Here is a 20,116-nt window from a genome sequence, read left to right on the forward strand (position 1 = left end):
TTGAACAATTTCTCTACTATGGATATGTTCGACCTGTCCATCTTCATGACTTGTCTTTTTGCGGAAACTCGCAAAAGGAAGAATTCTGCTAAGCAGGAATCGGAGATTTAGGGTAGAATGTAATAAGACGGGTTTTTGAAGGAGGCAGGATTGTGGCGGAAGAGGAAATGACGGAGAAGCAATTGAACGAGGCGATCGAAGGCCTATGCCGCAGCAAAGCCGAGGAGTTCCGGCTGATCGGGTACGAGCATGTCAGCGGGCCCGACATTTGGGAGTGTATCAGCCAAAAATACGAAAAGAGCAGCTTTCCTCCTCTATATCAACTGGTCAATGATATACTTTCCCTGAAAGTGACCCAGTTTATGAACTATATGACGATTTCCGCCTATCGTGGATCCCGTTTAGAATGAAAATGGGATCTTTTTTGTCGCGCCTAAATTCAAAGAGTAAAGAATTTGTCGGATTTTCGCGGAATCGCATCGTTTCTTATAAATTGACTGGCTTTTCTTGCATCGCTATAATAGGAATATTGAGAATTTGAAAGGGGAACGAAGTACGGGATGAAAAGAATTATCGCATTCATAACCGTCGTGGTTGTCTCGTTCGGCATCATGGGATGGACAAGTCCCGACCTGCTGAAAAACGTACATCTCGGCCTGGATTTGAAAGGCGGCTTTGAGATTCTATATGAAGCCACTCCGCTGGAAGGCGGAAGTCAGGTGACGAGAGAGTCGCTGATCAAAACCGCGCAAAGCCTGGAGGACCGGGCCAACAAGCTGGGAACGAGCGAGCCTGAAGTGACGACGGAAGGCACGAACCGGATTCGCCTGAAATTGGCGGGCGTCACCGACGAGGCGGAAGTACGCAAACAAATGAAAGAACCTGCATCGCTTACCTTCCGCAGCAAAGACGGTACGGAGAAAAATGCCGACGAGTACAACAAGATCGAAATGATCGGCACGGACTTCGCCGAAAACGGAGCGAAGCTGGAATACACCCAAATGAACGAACCGGTGGTCAGCATCAAGGTGAAAAGCAAAGATAAATTCGCCGAGGTCACCAAACGTTTGCTGGGACAACCTTTGGCCATTTATATGAACGATAAGCTGATCTCCGATCCGGTGGTCCAAGCTGTACTGACGGACGGATCCGCGCAAATCAGCGTTGGCGGCGACTTGGATAAAGCCAAGGAGCTTCGCGATCAAATTAACCTTGGCGCACTGCCGTTGAAATTGACCGAGAAATATTCGCAAAGCGTCGGCGCGACGCTCGGCAAGCAGTCGCTGGATCAAACGATCAAAGCCGGTTTAATCGGTTCCTTGTTCATCTTGCTGTTTATGATCGGGATGTACCGGATACCGGGTTTGATCGCCGCTTTCACCCTGATCGTGCATACCTGGTTGCTTATTCTCGTGTTCGTCTGGGCGGACTTCACTTTAACCCTGCCGGGGATTGCGGCATTCATTCTCGGGATCGGGATGGCGGTCGACGCCAACATCATTACCAATGAACGGATTCATGAGGAAATGCGCACCGGCAAAAGCATCATGTCCGCCGTTAGAGCGGGCGATAAGCATTCCCTCCGCACGGTCTTGGACTCCCAAATCACGACCATTATCGTAGCGGCTGTTATGTATGCCTACGGTACGGGGGCCGTTAAAGGTTTTGCCCTGGTGCTCATCGTGGAAATCGTACTCAGTATCGCCACGAATATCTATCTCTCCCGTTTCCTGCTGAACCTGCTGCTTAAAGCCGGGAAACTGTCGAAACCGAAATATTTCGGCGTAAAGGAGCGTGACATTCGTGAGCTTTAATAAGAAACTGGACTACGTGCATCTAAGTAAATACTTCTATATGCTTTCAATCGCCTTAACGATTGCCGGCATTATTTGTCTGTCGTTTTTCGGCCTGAATTACAGCGTCGATTTCAAGGCGGGCTCCAACGTCGATGTATCGTTATCCAAACCGCTTACGGCAGATCAGGTCAAACCGATTCTGGAGAAGCTTGGCATTCAGGAAGGCACAACGATCAGTGCAGGACAAGACCGCATGAATATCCGCTTTACGAATGTTCTTAGCGAGGATCATGATGCTCAACTGAAAAGCGAAATTTCGAAGCTGGACGACAAGGCTTCGTTTGAAGTGAATACTGTTGACCCGGAAATGGCCAGAGAATTGGCCCGCAACGCCATTTATGCCGTATTGATCTCCTGTCTGGGGATTATCGTTTACGTCAGCATTCGCTTTGAATGGCGGTTTGCCATCGCGGCGATCGTCGCTTTGTTGCATGATGCGTTTATGGTCATCTCCATCTTTTCGATTTTTCGGCTTGAGGTCGATTTGACCTTTATCGTTGCCGTGCTGACGATTATTGGTTACTCGATCAACGATACGATCGTTATCTTTGACCGCATCCGCGAAAACTTGCGATTCGGCAAGCAAAAAACTCGCCAGGATTTGATCAATCTGGTCAACCAAAGCGTATCGCAAACGATTATGCGTTCCTTGTATACGGCGCTTACGGTATTTGTAGCCGCGTTCTTCCTGTTCCTGCTGGGCGGGGAATCGATCCGAATGTTCTCGCTCGCGATGGTCATCGGCTTGCTGTTCGGAGCTTATTCCTCCATCTTTATTGCCAGCCCGCTTTGGTTTGTCTTAAAGAGCAAGCAAAAAGCTAAGCCGGTCAAAGCATCCTAAGCGACTGATTTGTAATGTGAACTGTTAGCCATTGGTTTGGTTCAGGATAGAGCCGCGTCGACTTAGACGCGGCTTTCCCGCTCTTTTCAGTTTTTACGTGCTTCAGGAGGGTGATTATGACACGAGAACAAGCCGCTATGCCGGTCTCGGCAGCTTGGCTCAGTATCCTAAACGATGTCGTCCTTGCGGTATTTAAAGGGGCGGTAGGGCTGCTGTTCGACAGCCGGGCTTTGCTGGCAGGCGCCCTATATTCCGCCTCGGATGCCGCTGCCGGCGTGGCCTTCAAGCTGCAATGGCCCGGGCTCAAGCGAGTGCGGAGGGAAGCGCCGGGTTCCTCTCGGCGAGAGACGGCCGAGCCGTTGCTGGCGATTTTTTTATCCGTATTTTTACTGATGGGCGGCCTGCAATTGCTCATTGCCTCGATCACTTCCATCATCCAAGCGGATATTGTTCCGCCGGAAACGATGACCCTGGTAGCCGTCTTTATTTCGATGGCCCTTAAGGAAGCCATGTTTCAAGTCCGTTTGCGGCAGTCCCGGAAAAGGGATGCCGATGATGCAGGACCGCTGATCGAATCGCACCGCCATTCGCTGTTTTCGTCCGTTGCGGTGCTGATCGGCGTGTTTGGGGCGATGGGGGGACAAGCTTGGGACATTCCGGCCATGTTGTACCTTGAGCCGATCGCCGCGATCCTCGTTGCTTGCCATGTGCTGCTCCGGGCTTACTTCCTGGTGAAAGGTTCGCTATACGGCGCTATTGCCGCGGAGATGCAGGAGGAGGACGCCTCCTCATTTATCGAGACGGTACAGCGAGTACACGGCGTGATCGCCGTAGATGATTTGAAGGCCCAAGAGAACGGCCATTACGTAACGGTGCTGGCCAAAATCAGCGTGAACCCGAAGATTACCGTACTGGAAGCGAACGACATTGCCAATCGGGCCAAAATGCTGCTGCTTAACCGTTTTTCCCATGTGATCGACGTCCGGATTCAGGTTGCGCCTTATGATGCGGGATACCCCTATAAGAGCAATGCCGAGGAATCCGGCAGCGATCTGCCGAATCTGCTGCAGTAGTAATGTGAGTTTAAAAAGTCGGCTTTTTAGTACCTGAACAACCTCTAGCAGCCGGCCAGTAAAGAACCGACAGAAGAAAGAAGGTGCCGCTTTTGCTTCATTCCAAATATCGCTGGGACCCGCTGCCTTGCGACGAGGAGGCTTCACGCCTGCTTGCCGAAAGGCTGGGCATCGCGCCGCTGCTGGCTTCATTGCTTGTGACGCGAGGGATAGGGAGCCCGGAGGAAGCGGAGCTATTTCTGCAAGGAAGCCTTGCGGATCAGCATGACCCGATGCTGCTAAGCGGCATGAAGGAGGCTGTTCCGCGGATCCGACGCGCCGTCTCGAACGGGGAGCGCATTTTGATCTATGGAGATTACGACGCGGACGGCGTCTCTTCCACGACGTTAATGATCCACTTGATGCAGCGGCTCGGGGCTACATACGACTATTATATTCCGCACCGGACGAAGGAAGGCTACGGCCTGCATATCCCGGTGTTGGAGCATTTCCGCAAAAAGGGCTTTACCTTGGTCATTACGGTCGATACCGGGATTAGCGCCGTGGAGCAGATTGCCTACGCCAACGGGGCGGGGATGGACGTCATCGTCACCGACCACCATGAGCCGCCGGCGGTGCTGCCTGATGCTTATGCGCTCATCAATCCGAAGCTTCCGCATTGCCCGTATCCGTTCAAGGGGTTGGCCGGAGTCGGTGTAGCCTTCAAGCTGGTGCAGGCGTTGCTGGGAGAGGAGACGCCGGAGGCCTGGACGGAGCTGGTGGCGCTTGGTACGATCGCCGATTTAATGCCCCTGACCGGGGAGAATCGCGTGATCGTCAAGGCGGGGCTGAGGTCCATGGCAAGATCGGCTTTCCCGGGGATGGCCGCTTTGCTCGGTACCGCGGGCTGGTCCAAAGGGGAAGTGACCTCGACGTCCGTGGCTTTTGGCCTGGCCCCGCGCATTAACGCCAGCGGCCGGATGAGTCACGCGAATCGCGCGGTGGCCCTGCTGACCGCGGAAAGCATGGAGGAAGCGGAACCGATTGCGGAAGAGCTGGACGTGCTCAACAAGGAGCGCCAAATGCTCGTCGACGGCATGGTCGCGCAGGCTCTGCTGCAGCTGGAGGGGCAAACGGAAACGGACGGAGTGCCGGACGTGATCGTGGTAGCCGGCGAAGGTTGGAATGCCGGCGTTGTCGGGATCGTCGCATCCAAATTGCTGGAGCGGTATTACCGGCCGACGATCGTGTTGGGCATCAACCCCGAGACCGGCGAGTGCAAAGGCTCGGCCCGTTCGATTCCCGGGTTTGACATTTATGAGGCGTTGACGTCCTGCGCCGACTTGCTAGACCATTTCGGCGGCCATCCTTCCGCTGCAGGCATGTCGCTGGATCGCGGGGGTCTGGACGATTTCGGCCGGCGGCTGAATGAGTTTGCCGCGGGCCGGCTGAAGCCGGAGCATTTCGTGCCGGTGATGCAAACCGATTTGGCGTGCTCCTTGAAAGACATCACCTTGCAGGCTATCGAGCAATTGGGGAGCCTGGCTCCCTTCGGGATGGCGAATGCTTGCCCAAGGCTGCTCATTCGCGGCGTCCGGCTGCTGGAATGCCGGCAAATGGGCAAGGAAGGCAAGCACTTGAAGCTGATCGTCGGCCAAAACGGCAAAACGGCGGAAGCGGTTGCTTTCGGCAAAGGAGAGCTGGCTCCGCTGCTGGCGGAGGAGGCGCTTCTCGATATCGTGGCGGAAGCGGGCGTCAACGAGTGGAACGGTTCCCGCAAGCCTCAGCTCATGATCCAGGATCTGGCGGTATCCCATTTGCAAGTATTCGATTATCGAGGCTCCCGCAATCCGGCCTTGCAGCTGGAGGAGCTCCGAAGCAAGTTGATCAAGCTGCCGGCCTGCGGGCCGACTGCGCCCGCGGTGGTTCTGAATCAAGGCTCCGATCTTATGCATGCTTGCGATTTGAAGGATACTTCGGTTTGGGTATATGATAAGGACGTTGGCGTGCGTGCCGGCAACTCGTTGGCGCAATCTTTGGGCACCGCTGGCGCAGCGACGCTGTTCGTGCTGGAGCTTCCTTCATCGCCGGAAGGATGGAACGGGATGCTGGCCGCCTTCGGCGGCTTGGAGCGCATGTATTTGCTTCATCCGCTGCGCTCGCCGCAGGAGAAGATCGAACCGCCTTCCCGCGACCAATTCAAGATGGTCTACGGCCTGATTTATCGGAGCTCGGATCAGGGACTGCGCGAAGACGAGCTGGTGCCGGCGCTTTTGAAACGGACCGGCTGGTCGAAGCGGATGCTGGACATGACGCTGGGCGTATTCGAGGAATTGGGATTTATTATCCGCGATGCGGGAACGATTAAGATAAATCCGGCTCCCGCGAAGCAGGCGCTGGAGTCCTCAAGCCGCTATCAGGAATTGGGACTGCTGGCCGAAATGGAGCAGATCCTGCTGCACGGCCGGGTTCCGGAGATTACCGAATGGATGCTAACCCGTATTCAGGGTGCTTCATAAATGCTTATGGAATGATCAATTAGGAGGAGATTGGTTTGGATTTTAAAAATTACATCCGGGTGATTCCTGATTTTCCCCAACCCGGGATCAGCTTCAAAGATATTACGACGCTGCTCAACGATGGTGACGTCTACCGCAAGGCCATCGATGAATTGAAACAGCTCGTGTCCGATTTGAAAATCGACCTGATTGCCGGGCCTGAAGCCCGCGGTTTCGTCGTTGGGGCACCGCTTGCGTATGCGCTGGGCGTCGGTTTCGTACCGATCCGCAAAAGCGGCAAGCTGCCGTACGATACGATTGAGGTAGAATATGATCTGGAGTACGGCAAAGACCGTTTGGCCATGCATAGCGATGCGGTCAAACCGGGCCAAAACGTACTGATCGCCGACGATCTGCTCGCGACCGGAGGCACGATTTCCACCTCCGTCAACCTGGTGCGCCAATTGGGCGGCCATGTGGCCGGCACGGCCTTCCTGATCGAGCTGAGCGAATTGAACGGCCGCGCGAAGCTGCCGGACATCGACGTGTTTTCGCTGGTGACCTATTAAGAACTGACCAACGAACGTATGTGTATAGATAGAGGCAAGGACTGCTGTGACACAAGAAAAACGACCGTGATTAGCGGTCGTTTTTCTTACATTTCTTGTGAAATTCCCCTTACCTTCTTCTCCACGCCAAAGACCGACAAGCGCTTAGGGACAGGTCATTTAACGGGAAGTATATGCCTTAATGGGCCGCTTCTTCTTTGTCGTTGTTCAAGCCAAGCACCTGGATCAATTTGAACAACAAGCTGATCAAAATGCCGACGATCGTAGCTAGCGCCATCCCTTTCAATTCGACATCGCCCATCGTCAGCTTCGCGCCGCTGAGGCCGACCACAAGCACGACGGTCGTCAATAGCATATTCGTCGGCTTGGAGAAGTCAACCTTCTGCTCCACGAAGATCCGCAGGCCCGAAGCGGCGATAACGCCGAACAGGAGCAGGGATACACCGCCCATGACGGGAGGCGGGATAAAGGCGATCAACGCGGAAAACTTACCGGAGAAGGAGAGCAAGATCGCAAAGATGGCTGCGCCTCCGATCACGAACACGGAATAGACGCGCGTCAGCGCCATAACCCCGATATTCTCCCCGTAGGTCGTATTGGGCGTCGAGCCCACAAAGCCGGACAAAATGGTGGAGATCCCGTTGCCCATCAGCGAACGGTGCAATCCCGGGTCCTTGGACAAGTCCTTGCCCACGATATTGCTTGTTACGAGCAGATGGCCGATATGCTCGACGATGACCACCAGCGCAACCGGAGTGATCGTGATGATGGCGGACCAGCTCCACTGCGGCGTCGTGACCGTCGGCAGCGAAAACCATTTGGCGCTGGCGATGGCCGCCGTGTCTACCTCGCCCATGGCAAACGCCAACACATAACCGACGACGATCCCGATCAGGATGTGAATGATTTTCGGGAAGCCGCGGAACAGGACGGCGCCCAGCATCGTAACGCCAAGCGTTACCAGCGACAACGTAATTTGAGTTCCGTTAGGCGACCAGGCTTCGGTCGGATTGCTGTTGATCCAGCCGGCCATCCCGGCCGCTACCGGAATCAGTTCAAGGCCGATCAACGCCACGATAGCCCCCATGGCTGCCGGAGGGAAGACGACGTCGATCCACTTCGTGCCCGCATATTTGATCAACAAGGCGATGAGAACGAAGATGATCCCGGTGACGATAAACGCGCCGAGCGCAAGCGCATAGCCATTGCCGGGATTGTTCGTCAACACCATGGTGACCGGCGAGATGAAGGCGAAGCTGGAGCCGAGGTAAGCGGGGATTTTGCCTTTGCAGATCAGGATGTAAAGCAAGGTGCCGATGCCGTTCATCAGCAGGATCATGCCGGGGTCGACCCCAAAGATATTGGGAACCAGCACGGTGCTTCCGAACATGGCGAACAAATGCTGCAGGCTTAAGAGCACGCCAGGCCCGAAAGGCACTTTTTCGTTAACTTGAATTTCACGTTGCAACGCGGTCACTCCTCTAATTTAACGTTCATAAGATAACTATCCTTAATAGATTAAATACATTGCCGACATTTTTCAACAGAAAAATCCTTGACTTGTGTCATTTTAGTTAACATGATCTCCAGAGCAGCAGTTTGACATACGGAAAAAGCAAGGCGGACAAACGGCTAAATTTGGCGCGAAGCGGGGAGAACTCCAAGAGTTGACGGGAATGAACGCAAGAGTCATAATTATAGGAAATCAAAATAAGGCGAATTATGCTCTTGTATGCGTTTTTACAGTATATTTTCATATAGAAAGGAATCGAAAGGGATCTCAATGGGCATAGAGCAATTACTCGAAAAGGCGTCTGCCTATATAAAGGAACCGGATCTTCTGCGCATTCGGGAAGCGTACGAGTTTGCGGATCAAGCCCATCACGGACAGGTCCGCAAATCCGGAGAGCCTTATATTCTTCATCCCCTCGCCGTAGCGGACATCGTGGTAAACATGCAAATGGATGCGCTGTCGGTCATTGCGGCCCTGCTTCATGATGTGGTCGAAGACACTACGGTGTCCTTGAAGGAGATACAGGAACATTTCGGCGGCGATTGCGCCCTGCTCGTCGACGGGCTGACCAAGCTGGAACGGATCAAATTCCAATCCAAAGAGGAGCAGCAGAACGAAAACTACCGCAAAATGTTCATTGCCATGGCGCAGGATATCCGCGTCATCGTGATCAAGCTGGCCGACCGGCTGCACAATATGCGAACGCTCAAATACCAGTCGGAGGAAAGCCAGCGCCGGATCGCTTACGAAACGCTGGAAATTTTTAGCCCGATTGCGAATCGGCTGGGGATTTCCGCGATCAAGTGGGAAATGGAAGATATTGCGATTCGTTACTTGAATCCGCAGCAATATTACCGGATTGCCAATTTAATGCGGAAGAAACGGGCCGAACGCGAGGAATACATCAAGAACGTCATTGACCGCATCGCCGAGAAGCTGGATGAAATGGGCGTGCAGGCGGATTTGTCCGGCCGTCCCAAACATATCTACAGCGTCTACAAGAAGATGACGATGAAAAACAAGCAGTTCAACGAAATCTACGACCTGCTGGCAATTCGGATCATCGTCGACAATATCAAGGATTGCTATGCGACCCTGGGGATCATCCATACGTTATGGAAACCGATGCCGGGGCGTTTCAAAGATTACATCGCCATGCCGAAGGCGAACATGTATCAATCGCTGCATACCACCGTCGTAGGGCCTAACGGCGAGCCGACGGAGGTGCAGATCCGCACCTGGGAAATGCACCGGACCGCGGAATACGGAATCGCGGCGCATTGGGCTTACAAGGAAGGCACCGACACGGGGGGGCTGGAAAATAAGATTACGTTCTTCAGCGAAATCCTCGAGCTGCAGCATGAGGCGAAGGATGCCTCGGAATTCGTGGAATCGCTGAAAATGGACTTCTTCTCCGACCTCGTATTCGTATTTACGCCGTCCGGTGAAGTCATCGAGCTGCCGGCCGGGTCCGTGCCGCTGGACTTTGCCTACCGGATTCATACCGAAGTCGGCAACCGTACGATCGGCGCCAAGGTGAATGGACGAATCGTTCCTTTGGATCACCGGCTAAAAACAGGCGATATCGTGGAGATATTAACCTCCAAGCATTCGTACGGACCCAGCCAGGATTGGCTTAAAATTGCCCAGTCCTCTCACGCCCGCAGCAAAATCAAGCAATGGTTCAAGAAGGAAAAACGCGAGGAGAACGTCGAGAAAGGCCGCGAAGCGATCGAGCGCGAGCTGAAGCGCGCCGGCATCGAGCCTTCGCAGTGGATGTCCGACGACAAGCTGCTGGAAGCCGCGAAGAAATACGCCTTCAACGACATCGACGATATGCTGTCGGCGATCGGATTCGGCGGCATTACGGCGTCGCAGGTCGTGACGAGGCTGACGGAGAAGCTGCGCAAGGAGCAGGAAGAAGCGGCGGGACATATCGAATTGACCTCCGAGGTGAAAGAGGTCAAGGCGGCGCCGGAAGAGCGCCGGCACCGTCCGACTAACGGCGTCGTCGTCAAAGGCATCGACAATTTGCTCGTCCGGTTCGCAAGATGCTGCAACCCGGTTCCGGGGGACGAAATCGTCGGGTACATTACCCGCGGACGCGGCGTATCGGTACATCGCAGCGACTGTCCGAACATTCCGGCGGGGAACGACGGGGAAGAAGCGGCGCGCGTCATCGACGTCGAGTGGGAAACCGCGATCGAGGCGAATTACAGCGTCGATATTGAAATTACCGGCCACGACCGCCGCAATTTCCTGAACGAAGTGCTGCAGGCCGTGTCGGAAAGCAAAACGAATATTTCGGCGGTTTCGGGCCGCTCGGATAAGAATAAAATGGCTTTGGTGCATATGACGATTTTGATCCGCAACACCGATCATCTCCAATCCGTCGTGGAGAAAATCAAGCGGGTGAAGGACGTTTATACGGTGCACCGGATCATGCAGTGACGGATAGGAAGGAATCGAACGACGATGAGAGTGGTAGTGCAGCGTTGCCGCGAGGCGCGCGTGAACGTATCGGGCAAGACGGTAGGATCCATCGGCCAGGGCTTGATGCTTTTGGTCGGCGTCACGCATGAGGACACCGAGCGGGATGCCGCTTATTTGGCGGAGAAGATCGCCGGTTTGCGGATTTTCGAAGACGAGGCGGGCAAAATGAATCTGGACGTGACGGAGATCGGCGGGGCGATTTTGTCCGTATCCCAGTTTACGTTATATGGCGACTGCCGGAAGGGCAAGCGTCCGAATTTTATGGCCGCCGCCCGACCGGAAACGGCCGAGCCGCTGTACGAGCGGTTGAACGAGCTGCTCCGCGACAAAGGACTGAAGGTGGAAACTGGCGTGTTCGGCGCCGAGATGGACGTGGAGTTGATCAACTGGGGGCCGGTCACGCTGATCGTGGACAGCCCGGGGAGCGGAGCGTAGACCGACCCCATCCCTTTTTCAAAGGATAAGCACCGCGGTTTTGGGATAACCTAGAGATCATCCCATCCGAAGGAGCTATGCCCATGCGTCAATCCGCGAAAACGAGAGATTGGCAGATCATCCCGCTTATGCCGGCGGGATGCCGTACCGAAGCCCGGATGCTGGCCCGTCTGTCCGCTCCGGAACAGTTCGAGCTGATCCCGCGGGAGGTCAAGCCTTCCGCCGAATGGCTTCCGCGTCACGGAAGCTGAATTCCGCAAAGAGCCACGGGGGCTCTTTTTTTGTTTGAGCCAGCGGTGCTGTAGGGATTTCGGTCGGGAAAACCTGCAAAATCATAAACTCCTCCGTTTCGGGCAATAACAAGCGAAGGGACTTCGGTTTATTCGGTTTGATGAAACTAAAGAGACAAGGAGCGATCGGCATGACGAAACATATTCAGGCTTATTTCAACACGGAGGATCAGGTGGAAGGAGCACGGTTAAGCTTGCTTCCGTTCGAGGTCGAACAGGTGGAAGCGGGGCATACGGTCAACGAATTGGGCGTGGATGACCGGATCCAGGTGCCGTTATTGCCGGTGAACAACGGAATGATTAGCGCGGCCGGATCGAATAGTCCGGGGGTGGTCCCGCTGCCGGGGACGGCGCGCGGCGCGCAAAGCGTACTGCCGGTCATGGCCCTGGGGGACCGGAACGCCGATGACGCGTTGAACGGCGAGCGCAGCGAGGCCGTTTCCGGGGAGCGGCCGATGGAATCGACGTCGGAACCCATCGATACCGGAGACGCGCCGGAAGGCGGGAAATACGTGCTTAGCGCCCGGGTCAAGGACAGCGATTATGAGCACGTTGTGCAAAAATTGCGCGAACAAGGCGCTTATATCCCGGTTCAGTAAGGTGCGCCTCGTTGTAATATAACTGTAATATTAGATTCATGAACCCTTAACATTGCTTGTTTATAATAACAGCATGACCCCCTTTTTAATATATTGCCTTTGAACCTGCACCCCGTTGGTGTCAGGTTTTTTTCTTTGTAAGGACATTTTTTCATGCTGCAGGCTTGACTTTAGCGCGGTGGTTTCTTACAATCAGGAAATAACAGTTTGTGTTATAGTGAAGGCCCGGCTGAATTCAAGATTCGATGTCGAGTCCTCTTCTAGAATGGCTTCGTGATCAAAAGATGACTTTTTGAACAACTTCTAATAGTGATTCGATGACGGGACAAAGTAGGTCAACCCCACATCCGCAGAGAGGAATCCCCGACTTTGGGAAACGCGCGACTGCGCGACGGAATGAAACATCCGTAACGTTTACCCGAAGCAGGCTGGAAGGATTCCGGTGATGATTGAACGAAAGACTTCCCCGAGAACCGGCGGCGAAATCATGTACCGGATTTAATTCGGCAACGTGAAAGTAGACGAACGGCGTAGGCGGGCGATAACCGCTTGAAGCGAATGCCGATCCTCGGAACGAATGCAGCTTGGCTGCATGGATAGCCTCGGGGGGGCGGGTTCGGAATGTGGGTGGCACCACGGGTGATATGGAAATCCAGTCTCTCGTCCCTGTTTGAATCAAACAGGGAGGGGAGTTTTTTATTTTTGCAGAGAAATAGGGATGGAGGATGAGGGAAATGGCTTTTCAAAAACCAACCGGTACGCAGGATTTGTTGCCGGGTACCGTAGAGAAATGGCAGTTCATCGAAGAGAAGGCCCGGGATTTGTGCCGGCGCTTCAACTACCGGGAAATTCGCACGCCGATCTTTGAGCAGACCTCGCTGTTTGAGCGCGGTGTCGGGGAAACGACGGATATCGTCGAGAAGGAGATGTACACGTTCCTCGATAAAGGCGAGCGCAGCATGACGCTGCGTCCGGAAGGAACCGCCGGCGTCGTTCGTTCCTACGTGGAGAACAAGCTTTACGGCGAACCGGACGTCGGCAAACTGTATTATATCGGTCCGATGTTTCGCTACGAACGCCCGCAGGCCGGCCGTCAACGCCAGTTTCACCAATTCGGGGTGGAGGCGTTCGGGGCCACGGATCCGGCGATCGACGCGGAAGTGGTGGCGCTGGGTTACCAATATTGCCGCGAGCTTGGATTGCAAGGGGTCAAGGTGGAGATCAACTCCGTCGGCAATCCAGCCAGCCGCGCGGCCTACCGCGAAAGGCTGCTGGGATTTCTCCTGCCGATGAAGGACAGCTTGTGCAAGGACTGCCAGGCGCGTATGGAACGCAACCCGCTGCGCGTGCTGGACTGCAAAACCGATCAGGACAAGTTCAACGGAGCGCCGTCGATCCTCGATAGCCTGGATGAGGAATGCACCGTGCATTTTGCCCGGGTGCAGGAGCTGCTGACCGCGATGGAAGTCGAATACGTGATCAATCCTCGGCTGGTCCGCGGACTTGATTATTACACGCATACCGCGTTTGAATATAAGGCCCAAGGCATCGGCGCGATCGATACGATCGGTGGCGGCGGCCGCTACAATGGGCTGGTAGCCGAGGTGGGCGGTCCGGATCAGCCGGGGATCGGCATGGCGCTCGGCCTTGAACGGATCGCGCTGATCCTGGAGAAGCAGGAGATCGGCCTCGGGGAAGCCAAGCCGCTGGACGTATACCTGGTGGCTCTTGGCGACGCGGCCGACAAGGAAATTACGACGCAGCTATTCAAATTGCGGCAAGCGGGCTTCTCCGCCGAACGCGATTATTTGGGCCGCAAGATGAAGGCGCAGATGAAGTCGGCCGACCGGATGCAGGCACGGTATACGGCGATTCTGGGCGACGACGAGCTAGAGCGCGGCGAAATCGCCCTGAAATCGATGGAGAACGGTGAGCAACGCACCGTGAAATTAAGCGAATTGGTTAATGAGCTGCACTAAACTTGAAAAATAAAATGCAAGTTTAAAGAGTCAGCTTTTCAGCACCGAGAAGGTTGGATGAAACTAGGGACGTCAGTAGCGGAGCGTAGGTAAGCCTACGTGAGCAACGGAAGGCCCGGTTGAATTCAAGATTCGATGTCGAATCTGCTTCTAGATCCTGCTTCGTGATCAAAAGATGACTTTTTAAACTACTGCTAAAAGGAGAGCTACTATGAAACGAACGCATCATTGCGGGGCGCTGAGCACCGTGAACATTGGAGAAACCGTCACATTAAACGGCTGGGTGCAAACGCGGCGCGACCTGGGGGGCGTATTGTTCATCGACCTGCGCGACCGCAGCGGCATCGTGCAAATCGTCTTTAATCCGGCTTATTCCGGAGAAGCCTTGCAAATCGCCGACAAGGTACGCAGCGAATACGTGCTGGCGGTCAGCGGCAAAGTAGTTGCGCGCGATGCCGAAACGGTGAACCCGAACCTGCCGACCGGCCAAATCGAAGTGCAGATTACGGAAATCGAAGTGCTGAACGCCGCCAAAACGCCGCCGTTTTTCATTGAAGACGGCATCGAAGTCGACGAATCGCTGCGGTTGAAATACCGCTACCTTGATCTGCGCCGTCCGGAAATGCAGCAAACGTTATGGCTGCGCTCCAAAGCCGCCAAGGTATTCCGCGACTTCCTCGACGGCGAAGGCTTCATCGAAGTGGAAACGCCGATCCTGACCAAAAGCTCGCCGGAAGGCGCGCGCGACTACCTCGTACCAAGCCGCGTGCATCCGGGCGAATTTTTCGCCCTCCCGCAATCGCCGCAGCTGTATAAGCAGCTGCTGATGGTCAGCGGGGTCGAACGCTACTATCAAATCGCCCGCTGCTTCCGCGACGAAGACCTGCGCGCCGACCGTCAACCGGAATTTACCCAGGTCGACATCGAAACGTCGTTCCTGTCGCGCGACGAGCTGCTGGACATGATGGAGAAGCTGGTCGTGCGCCTCTTCAAGGAAACCAAAGGGATCGCCATCGAAACGCCGTTCCAGCGCCTTAGCTATGCCGATGCGATCGGCAAATACGGCTCGGACAAACCGGACCTGCGCTTCGGCCTGGAGCTGGTGAACGTGAGCGACCTGGTTGCCGGCAGCGGCGTCAAGGTATTCGCTTCCGTCATCGAAAAAGGCGGAGAAGTCAAAGTGCTGAACGCCAAGGGCTGCGGCACCTGGAGCCGGAAGGACATCGACGATCTCGGGCCGTTCGCCGCCCGTTACGGGGCGAAGGGCCTTGCCTGGATCCAAGTGAAGGAGGGCGAATTCCGCGGCCCGATCGTGAAATTCTTTACCGAACCAGAGATCGAAGCGATCAAGGAACGCACCGGAGCCGAAGAAGGCGACCTGCTGCTGTTCTCCGCCGATAACAAGAAGGTCGTGGCCGACGTGCTCGGCGCGCTGCGCCTAAAAATCGGCCGTCAGCTCGGCCTGATCGACGACAGCGTGTACAAATTCGCCTGGGTTGTGGACTTCCCGCTGCTGGGCTGGGATGAAGAGCAAAAACGCTATGTCGCCGAGCATCATCCGTTCACCCGTCCGCGCGAGGAGGATCTCCCGCTGTTCGAAACCGCCCCGGGCCAAATCCTGGCCCAAGCTTACGACCTGGTGCTGAACGGCTACGAGGTCGGCGGCGGTTCGATGCGGATCTACAAACGCGACGTACAGGAGATGATGTTCAAAACGATCGGTCTTTCTCCCGAGGAAGCCCAGGACAAATTCGGCTACCTGCTGGATGCGTTCGAATACGGCACGCCGCCGCACGGCGGGATCGCTTTCGGCTTCGACCGCCTGGTGATGCTGCTCGCCGGCCGCTCGAATCTGCGCGAGACGATCGCTTTCCCGAAAACGGCCAGCGCCACCGATCTGCTGATGAACGCGCCGTCCGAAGTCGATGCGCCGCAGCTTGAGCAGCTGCACATCAAACTGGCGCCCAAGCTGGCGGAAGCGAAGAAATAACAGAAGCGGCGATTTTGCCAGTACTGTCCGGAAGAGGCTCTCATCCTTGGGAGTCTCTTCTTTTGGCGGAAGGGGATAGAGGGCCAAGACTTGCTTCCGGGACCATTCATGTCCTATCATATATAAGATGTCAACCTATCGGGAGGTACAATCTACCATGCTTCATCAATTTTCACGGACAGAGCTTGCCGTCGGAGCCGAAGGCCTCGATATTTTGAAAAAGAGTACGGTGGCCGTGCTAGGCATCGGCGGCGTGGGAGCTATGGCGGTCGAAGGGCTCGCCAGAACCGGGATCGGACGCATTATCCTGATCGATAAAGACGTGGTCGATATTACCAATATCAACCGCCAAATCCATGCCCTGACGACAACGATCGGCCAGAAGAAGGCCGACCTGATGTGCGAGCGGGTCAAGCTCATCAATCCGGAGTGCGAAACGATCGCGCTGAACATGTTCTATACGGAAGAGACCTATGAAGAGCTGTTTAAATACGATATCGATTACGTGCTTGACGCATCGGACACGATCATCTACAAAATTCATCTGATCAAGGAATGCCTCAAACGTAAAATACCGATCTTGTCGAGCATGGGCGCGGCCAATAAAATGGACCCGACGAAATTCCAGGTCACCGACATTTCGAAGACCCATATGGACCCGATGGCGCGGGTCATCCGGCAAAAACTGCGGGAGGACGGGATCAAGAAGGGCGTTAAGGTCGTCTTCTCGACGGAGCCGCCGGTGAGACCCCGTGCGGACGTAACGGAGAAAATTGCTCCGGCCGGAGCCAAAATCCGCAAGGCGAAGCAGCCGCCGGCAAGCAATTCGTTTGTGCCGCCGGTGGTCGGCTTGATTATGGTCAGCGTGGCCGTGCGCGAGCTGCTGGAACGCGGAGGCGTGCGCGTATGAATGCGGAGCTGGCCAAGAAGCTTCGTTTGCCCGCGAAAGAAGGAATGACGGCATCGCTTTGGTATCGGTGGATGCGGTATGGTCGGCTATGCGTTTTCGGCGGGCCGAGTTGGTCAAGCTGAGCCCGACTTCGACGCGTCACGCGATAGGAACGGGAGCCGCCAAAGCCAAGCGGGAGCCGGCCCGGCCTGTCGAAACGCCGGAGGATCTTGCCGCTGCGTTGGGGGCGGATCCGCAGGCGGCGGCGTATTTTAGCGAGTTGGCTCCTTCCCACCGGAAAGCGTATATCGAGTGGATCACGGGCGCCAAACGGGCGGAAACGCGGCAAAACCGGGTAGTTGAAACGGTGGAGAAGCTGAAGCACGGTCTTAAGCGCCCGTCGGACAAGGCATAACGAAATCGAATAGTGAGGGAAGCAGGACGCAGGTTTGATGGTACTATCGCTATCGGATCTGCGTCTGTCTTTTTGAGAAAATTCGCCTTTTCGCCGCCGATAGTGATATAATGGAACTCCTTTTGACTCCGGACTGGCGGACAGCAAGGCATGGAGGCGGCCGACAATGAAATGCGGAGTACACTAACCTTAGGAGGTAACTGAAAGTGGACGATTTTCAAAGTGCCTATCAAGAAGAGAAGGCGCGGCTGGACCGCACCCTGGAAGAGGTCGACAGGCAGCTGCAGCGTTTGCGCGGGATCCCGGTCTATACGGGGCAGGATTTTACCGAGCAACTGCTCGAAGAGAACCGGGAGAATCAGCGAAAGCAGCTTGAACAGTCGTCCCGTGAACCGTATTTTGGCCGGCTTGATTTTGAGGAGCGAGGCAGAAGCAAAACTCCGCTCTATATCGGCAAGGTGGGCGTAGGCGATCCCGATGGCAAAGAACCGATCGTCATCGATTGGCGCGCGCCGGTGGCCAGCCTGTTTTATTCGTTTACCGGCGGGGATGACGCGGCTTACACCGCCCCCGAAGGGTTGATCGAAGGACTGGTCTACTTAAAGCGGAATATCGTGATCCGCAAAGGCATCCTGGACCGGGTTGTGGACACGTACAATCGCGACGGCGACGGCCCGGCGGTCTCGGACGAATTTCTCGTGTACCGGCTGGGGGAGAACAAGGATAACCGCCTGCGGGATATCGTTTCGACGATTCAGGCCGAGCAGGACCAAATCATTCGGGCGGCCAGGAATACCGCGCTGATCATCCAGGGCGTAGCCGGCAGCGGAAAAACGACCGTGGCGCTGCATCGGCTGGCTTTTTTGCTGTATCAGTACAAGGAGCAGATCAGCGCGGAGCGGATGGTTATTTTTGCGCCGAACCATATGTTTATCGATTATATTTCCGAGGTGCTGCCCGAGCTCGGGGTGGGGGATATTCAGCAGAGCACGTTCAGCGATTGGGCGGCGCAGGTACTGGAGCTGGATGAGGTTGCGGCCGATGGCTCGGAAGCTTTGTCCCGCTGGTTTGACGGAGGGGCGAGGAAGCAGGAGGATCCGGAGGATACCGAGCTGCCCGGAAGGTTCAAGGGATCGATGGCGTTCAAGGCGATCATCGACGCCGCGGTGGCGAACCTCGAGTCGGGCTGCGTACCCGAAGGCGATTTTGAGCCTTGGGAGGGAGCGCGGCTGCCGCGCAGGGAAATCATCGGCTGGTTTGAAGGGGAGTACCGCCATTATCCGGTCGCGAGACGCAAGGAACGGGTGCTGGCGCGCATTCATCGCTGGATCGAAATGGAGCTGAAGAAAGCGCCGTCGGCCGCCGCGCTCAAGGACCGGAAGAAGAAGGCCCAACAGCGGGAGAAAAGCTATGCCAAGAAATGGCCGGAGCTGACGCCGCTCAGCCTGTACCGGGAGATGTTCGGCATTCGCAAAGGTGGCGGACCGGAAGGACTTGCGGATGTCGCGGACCGGATTCCGCGGGGCATCATGAAGGAAACGCAGGCGCGGCTGAAGAAAAACGTCGTCAAAGAAGAGGATTTGGCCGCGCTTTTGTATCTGTACACCTTAATCCATGAAATCAACGGCAATTTGACGTTCGACCATGTGGTAATCGACGAGGCGCAGGATTTTACCCCGTTTCAGGTGCATGTGCTGGACCGCTTCGTGAAAGGCCATTCGTTTACGATTCTGGGGGACTTGTCGCAAGGCATCCATTACTACAAAGGGGTGCGCAGCTGGGAGGAAATGAGCAGCTTGTTCCAGGCGGAAGAGACGGCTTATTTTGCGTTGACGCGAAGCTACCGCTCTACGATGGAAATCATTCAGTTCGCCAACGAGATCCTGGAGCGCGGCGTCGGCGCCGATCTGCTCGCCGTCCCGGTGTTCCGCAGCGGGGAGCCGGTGCGGCTGCTGGCGACTGCCCCCGAGCGGCGTCTGGCCATGGTTCGGCAAGTGCTGGATGGCGCGTTGTCCGGATCGTTCCGCACAGCGGCGGTGTTGACCCGGACGATGCGGGAGGCGGAGGGGCTGCATGCCGCCCTGACGAGCGACGGGATCAACGCCAATCTGATCAACGGCGATCTTAGACAGTACGCCGGCGGCGTGTCGGTGCTGCCCGCGTATTTATCGAAAGGGCTGGAATTCGACGCGGTCATCGTGACGGACGTCGATCGAAGCCATTACGGGCCGGGCGACGCCAAGCTGCTGTACGTCGGCTGCACCCGGGCCCTGCACGAGCTGTGGCTGCTGCATGGCGCCGAGCTGCCCGCATACGTGGCTGGGGAAACCTCGGAGTATGCCGCCAAGATGAGTTTGGAGGTCTAGCGGCTATATTCGTGATGCGAAGTCGTCATCGATGAAATCCTCCAGCCACCGGTCCGCCTTGCTTTGATTGCACAGATTGCAGGCGCAGACGCAGTTGACCGGCGTGGTGTGGCCGCCTTTGGCCTTGGGCAGCAAATGGTCGATCGTATCGCCGTATTCGCCGCAAAAAAAGCAGGTGTACTTATCGCGGTTCAGGATATACCGGCGGAAGGCTTTGTTGGTGTACAGACGGCGGATCGTAAACGGGTTGACGATTTCCGTCGACCTGCCTTTTGCCCAAAGCCGCTTTTGTACCGTGGCCGGCATTGACCGCCTCGAGGTATTGACCGAT

At 55.7% G+C, this 20,116-nt stretch carries 17 protein-coding genes; 15 read left to right on the plus strand and 2 right to left on the minus strand.

The window, feature by feature from the left end:
- Window positions 1-167: 167 nt before the first annotated feature.
- The 6 genes from ACQ4N8_RS22695 to ACQ4N8_RS22720 all read left to right on the plus strand — a co-directional run bounded on the left by ACQ4N8_RS22695 (window position 168) and on the right by ACQ4N8_RS22720 (window position 6,816).
- Window positions 168-410 (plus strand): post-transcriptional regulator, encoded by a 243-nt coding sequence (locus tag ACQ4N8_RS22695; protein ID WP_430706639.1) that lies wholly within the window; start codon window positions 168-170, stop codon window positions 408-410.
- A gap of 150 nt (window positions 411-560) precedes the next feature.
- Window positions 561-1,814 carry a protein translocase subunit SecD gene (secD, locus tag ACQ4N8_RS22700; RefSeq protein WP_430706619.1) on the plus strand — a complete coding sequence of 418 codons (1,254 nt, stop codon included), beginning with the start codon at window positions 561-563 and terminating at the stop codon, window positions 1,812-1,814.
- Complete coding sequence (gene secF / locus ACQ4N8_RS22705; protein ID WP_430706620.1) at window positions 1,804-2,697, plus strand: protein translocase subunit SecF; 894 nt, start codon at window positions 1,804-1,806, stop codon at window positions 2,695-2,697. The genes secD and secF overlap by 11 nt, the downstream gene beginning before the upstream one ends.
- Window positions 2,698-2,813: 116 nt before the next feature.
- Window positions 2,814-3,770, plus strand: coding sequence for a cation diffusion facilitator family transporter (locus ACQ4N8_RS22710; protein ID WP_430706621.1), 957 nt, complete (start codon window positions 2,814-2,816; stop codon window positions 3,768-3,770).
- Between the two features lie 92 nt (window positions 3,771-3,862).
- Window positions 3,863-6,268, plus strand: coding sequence for a single-stranded-DNA-specific exonuclease RecJ (gene recJ / locus ACQ4N8_RS22715; protein WP_430706622.1), 2,406 nt, complete (start codon window positions 3,863-3,865; stop codon window positions 6,266-6,268).
- Window positions 6,269-6,303: 35 nt separating this feature from the next.
- Window positions 6,304-6,816 (plus strand): adenine phosphoribosyltransferase, encoded by a 513-nt coding sequence (locus tag ACQ4N8_RS22720; protein ID WP_430706623.1) that lies wholly within the window; start codon window positions 6,304-6,306, stop codon window positions 6,814-6,816.
- 178 nt (window positions 6,817-6,994) lie between these two features.
- On the opposite strand, the gene uraA is transcribed toward ACQ4N8_RS22720, so the two are convergent.
- Window positions 6,995-8,284 carry a uracil permease gene (gene uraA / locus ACQ4N8_RS22725; RefSeq protein ID WP_430706624.1) on the minus strand — a complete coding sequence of 430 codons (1,290 nt, stop codon included), beginning with the start codon at window positions 8,282-8,284 and terminating at the stop codon, window positions 6,995-6,997.
- A gap of 315 nt (window positions 8,285-8,599) precedes the next feature.
- On the opposite strand from uraA, the gene ACQ4N8_RS22730 reads away from it, so the two are divergent.
- From ACQ4N8_RS22730 to ACQ4N8_RS22770, 9 genes are all read left to right on the plus strand, one after another.
- Window positions 8,600-10,780: a RelA/SpoT family protein gene (locus ACQ4N8_RS22730; protein ID WP_430706625.1), complete on the plus strand. Its 2,181-nt coding sequence runs from the start codon at window positions 8,600-8,602 to the stop codon at window positions 10,778-10,780.
- 24 nt (window positions 10,781-10,804) lie between these two features.
- Window positions 10,805-11,257, plus strand: a complete 453-nt coding sequence (gene dtd / locus ACQ4N8_RS22735) for a D-aminoacyl-tRNA deacylase (RefSeq protein WP_430706626.1) — start codon at window positions 10,805-10,807, stop codon at window positions 11,255-11,257.
- A gap of 83 nt (window positions 11,258-11,340) precedes the next feature.
- Window positions 11,341-11,508, plus strand: coding sequence for a hypothetical protein (locus ACQ4N8_RS22740; RefSeq protein ID WP_430706627.1), 168 nt, complete (start codon window positions 11,341-11,343; stop codon window positions 11,506-11,508).
- 170 nt (window positions 11,509-11,678) lie between these two features.
- On the plus strand, window positions 11,679-12,146 hold the full coding sequence (locus ACQ4N8_RS22745) for a hypothetical protein (RefSeq protein WP_430706628.1): 468 nt from the start codon (window positions 11,679-11,681) through the stop codon (window positions 12,144-12,146).
- A gap of 734 nt (window positions 12,147-12,880) precedes the next feature.
- A complete protein-coding gene (gene hisS, locus ACQ4N8_RS22750) occupies window positions 12,881-14,125 on the plus strand; it encodes a histidine--tRNA ligase (RefSeq protein WP_430706629.1) in 1,245 nt (414 codons plus the stop codon).
- 211 nt (window positions 14,126-14,336) lie between these two features.
- Complete coding sequence (aspS, locus tag ACQ4N8_RS22755; RefSeq protein WP_430706630.1) at window positions 14,337-16,115, plus strand: aspartate--tRNA ligase; 1,779 nt, start codon at window positions 14,337-14,339, stop codon at window positions 16,113-16,115.
- Window positions 16,116-16,272: 157 nt separating this feature from the next.
- Entirely contained in the window at window positions 16,273-17,025 is a 753-nt protein-coding gene (locus ACQ4N8_RS22760) for a tRNA threonylcarbamoyladenosine dehydratase (protein WP_430706631.1), read from the plus strand.
- A gap of 67 nt (window positions 17,026-17,092) precedes the next feature.
- Window positions 17,093-17,419 carry a YdeI/OmpD-associated family protein gene (locus tag ACQ4N8_RS22765; protein WP_430706640.1) on the plus strand — a complete coding sequence of 109 codons (327 nt, stop codon included), beginning with the start codon at window positions 17,093-17,095 and terminating at the stop codon, window positions 17,417-17,419.
- A 206-nt stretch (window positions 17,420-17,625) separates the two neighbouring features.
- Window positions 17,626-19,785 (plus strand): HelD family protein, encoded by a 2,160-nt coding sequence (locus ACQ4N8_RS22770; protein ID WP_430706632.1) that lies wholly within the window; start codon window positions 17,626-17,628, stop codon window positions 19,783-19,785.
- A 3-nt stretch (window positions 19,786-19,788) separates the two neighbouring features.
- On the opposite strand, the gene ACQ4N8_RS22775 is transcribed toward ACQ4N8_RS22770, so the two are convergent.
- The coding region (locus ACQ4N8_RS22775) for an HNH endonuclease (RefSeq protein ID WP_430706634.1) at window positions 19,789-20,116 on the minus strand (328 nt) is incomplete at its 5' end.

The sequence above is a fragment of the Paenibacillus macerans genome, assembly GCF_050565405.1.
Taxonomy (GTDB): Bacteria; Bacillota; Bacilli; order Paenibacillales; family Paenibacillaceae; genus Fontibacillus; species Fontibacillus macerans_B.